This is a genomic window from Actinokineospora sp. (assembly GCF_050699995.1).
Classification (GTDB): Bacteria; Actinomycetota; Actinomycetes; order Mycobacteriales; family Pseudonocardiaceae; genus Actinokineospora.
Genome location: NZ_JBOHGC010000576.1, coordinates 1 through 2,711, shown reverse-complemented (window position 1 = coordinate 2,711; position 2,711 = coordinate 1). Strand labels below are relative to the sequence as shown.

The following is a 2,711-nucleotide window of genomic DNA, read 5'->3' as shown; positions in this document are numbered from 1 at the left end:
CATGAAGGTGGTGCAGGAAATGCTCGGACACGCGTCCTACTCGTTCACCGCGGACACCTACACCAGCGTCCTGCCCGAGATGGCCCGCGAGGCCGCCGAAGCAGCCGCCAGACTCATCCCGCGATCTCCGAAACTCTCGGGCACATCTCGGGCACACAGGACCGGCGGTTATCGGAGTCCAGGGGTTTGTCGGCGGGTGGAGTCGGCGGGTGTGGTCATGGGGTAGCCGAGGGTGCGCAGAGTTGTGCGGAGCTGCGGTTCGTGCTCAGGCGGCGATGTGGCGGTCGCCGACGTGCTGACAGCGGCCGCGCAGGTCGGGGTGGCTGGCGATCAGGACCGCGAGGGCGTGGTCGGCGCATTCGATGAGCCGAACGACTCCGGTGTCGCGGATCTGGCCGGCTCGCGCGGTGGTGTCGGCGATGAGCGTGGTCACCGCGTCGGGAAGCTCGTGGCTGGCTCGGTCGGTGGGGAAGCGGGTCAGGCCCTCCAGGCTGTGGCCGGCGTCGATCGCGGCGAGCAGCGACGTGGGGCTCAGCGTCCACACCCGGTCGGCGGTGCGTTTCGCGAACGCGTTCAGGGCCTGGTCGGCCGGGGTGAGCGTGCGGGTGCTGACGATGTCGCGGTTGGCGAGCACCTTCAGGGTCGTCCCGGCGGTCGCTTGCCGGTCGGGCGCTGTGGGTTGGTATTCGGGGGCGAGGTCGAGGGCGTAGCGGCCGAGTGGGGTGAGGCGGATTGCGCGCAGTCCGTCGTAGCGGCTGAGCCAGGCGAGGTCGTCGGTGCCCCAGTTGTCGCGGAAGTCGTCACGGGCACCGTCGGGCGAGTCGTAGTTGATGTCGACCAGCCCGAGGGGCGCGGCGTACTCGAAGATCACGGCGAGGGCGTAGCGGCCCGGCCAGTCGGCGAAGCCGTCGTAGCCGAGGCTGCCGTACTGCGGGTCGGCGATATACAGCTTCCACAGGGCGCGTTCGGTGCGCGCGATGCGCAGTCGGGGCTCGGTCTGCCGCATCCTGCGGAACAGGTCGTCGACGGTGATCCACTGGTCAGGTGGCAGGAGGGTCAGCGTGTCGGCGACGGCTTGGCGGCGAGTCTTCACCGCGGTGAGAGTGTTGGTGGTTCGCTGTCCCTTGATGTGTTCGACGCGGCTGAGCTCGTCGATCAGGCCGCGAGTGATCCATGCCTGCCAGAGTTGACGGGCCACCTCGGCCGGTGGGCGCCCCAGCGCCCGGTGGCCGCGGGCGGTCAGCCGTAGCCTGCCGCCGGACAGTTCGGCCAGGCCGCCCGCCTGCACAAGCAGTGGCCAGGCGAACGCGGCGATTGCTTGGTCGGCGTAGAAGTCTCCGTCGACCAGTGCAGCGGCCACTGTCGCGACCGTCGCCGCGGACGGGCGCCGGGTCTTGTCGCTGCACCGAAGTGCGCCTGCGGCGCACACCTGCAACACCGCGGTGAGGTTGGCCAGGGCGGCCCGCTCGGTCTCCCGCACCACCCCATCCGGCGTGCCGCCTGCCGCCGCGCTCATCGGCTGGCCCAGCGGCGGTCGATCGTAAGGCGCTGGCCGACCAGTGGCGGGCCAGGATCGGCGAAATGCTGGGTGTGAAGGCCGGTCAGCTCGGCGGCGGCCGCAGCAAAACGCGGGGCGTGGTGGACGTGGCGATGCTGCAGACACTGGCCCGGCGCGAGGACGTCGCGGACGTCACCGCCGGCTACGGACTGGTGGTGGTCGACGAATGCCACCACGTGCCGGCGGCGGCGTTCGAGCATGCGGTCAAGCAGATCCCGGCCCGCCGTTGGATTGGCCTGACCGCCACCCCCTACCGGCGGGACAAGCTCGACGATCTCATCGCACTGCAGGTCGGCCCCGTCCGGCACACCATCGACTCCGCGGCCAGCCTTGCCGCGCACTCGACGCCGCAGTTGGATCTGGAGCCAGGCGACGGTGACCCGTGCTGCATGTGCACCCGACGACGTTTCCGCTATCGGGGTGATGCCGACCCGTCCGCGCCGGGCGGGATCGCCGCTGTCTATCGAGATCTTGTCGCCGACGAGGCCCGCGCCGCCCAAGTCGTCGACGACGTGACGGAAGCGCTCGCCCGCGGTCGTCACTGCCTGGTGCTGACGCAATGGACAGCGCATGTCGAACGCTTCGCTGAACTGTTGCGTGACAAGGGATTCGACCCGGTCGTGCTGCGCGGCGGTATGGGTGTCAAAGCTCGCCGCGCGGCGACGGAACGCCTGCAGCCGCGACAGGACGGGCCACCGCTGCTGGTCGTGGCGACCGGCCCGTATGTCGGTGAGGGATTCGACTGCCCGGTGCTGGACACGCTGTTCCTGGCCGCGCCGATCGCGTTCAAGGGACGCCTCGTCCAGTACGCCGGACGCATCCTGCGCTCCTATCCAGGCAAGGCGACCGCCGAGGTGCACGACTACCACGACATCGCCACCTGAGTACTTGCGTCGTCCCTGAACAAAAGGGCGCCCGGCTACACTAGCCTCGGATTTTCCGACCCGCGGCGTTTGCTATGACTCTGGATGACCGGTAGCTGTTCAGCCCACGTGAGGTGGTGATGTCAGGCCGCTGTGGGCGTGGCCCAATACCAGGAACTTTAGGTTCGGGTGAGGATGGTCACGACTGTGGGTGGTGGGCCTGTCAGGTGCTTGTCGATGGGTTTCTTCGACGGGAACGGGGTGCGCTGTGTGCGGCGGACCACGCGTGG

At 69.2% G+C, this 2,711-nt stretch carries 3 protein-coding genes; 2 read left to right on the top strand and 1 reads right to left on the bottom strand.

Annotated features, from left to right (window positions below; genetic code table 11):
• On the top strand, window positions 1–226 hold a 226-nt coding region (locus tag ACRDSQ_RS28025; RefSeq protein ID WP_431425153.1), incomplete at its 5' end, for a hypothetical protein.
• 39 nt (window positions 227–265) lie between these two features.
• On the opposite strand, the gene ACRDSQ_RS28020 is transcribed toward ACRDSQ_RS28025, so the two are convergent.
• Window positions 266–1,516 carry a helicase-associated domain-containing protein gene (locus tag ACRDSQ_RS28020; protein ID WP_431425152.1) on the bottom strand — a complete coding sequence of 417 codons (1,251 nt, stop codon included), beginning with the start codon at window positions 1,514–1,516 and terminating at the stop codon, window positions 266–268.
• Here ACRDSQ_RS28020 and ACRDSQ_RS28015 point away from each other — a divergent pair.
• Window positions 1,501–2,442, top strand: coding sequence for a DEAD/DEAH box helicase (locus tag ACRDSQ_RS28015; RefSeq protein ID WP_431425155.1), 942 nt, complete (start codon window positions 1,501–1,503; stop codon window positions 2,440–2,442). The genes ACRDSQ_RS28020 and ACRDSQ_RS28015 overlap by 16 nt on opposite strands.
• Window positions 2,443–2,711 lie beyond the last annotated feature (269 nt).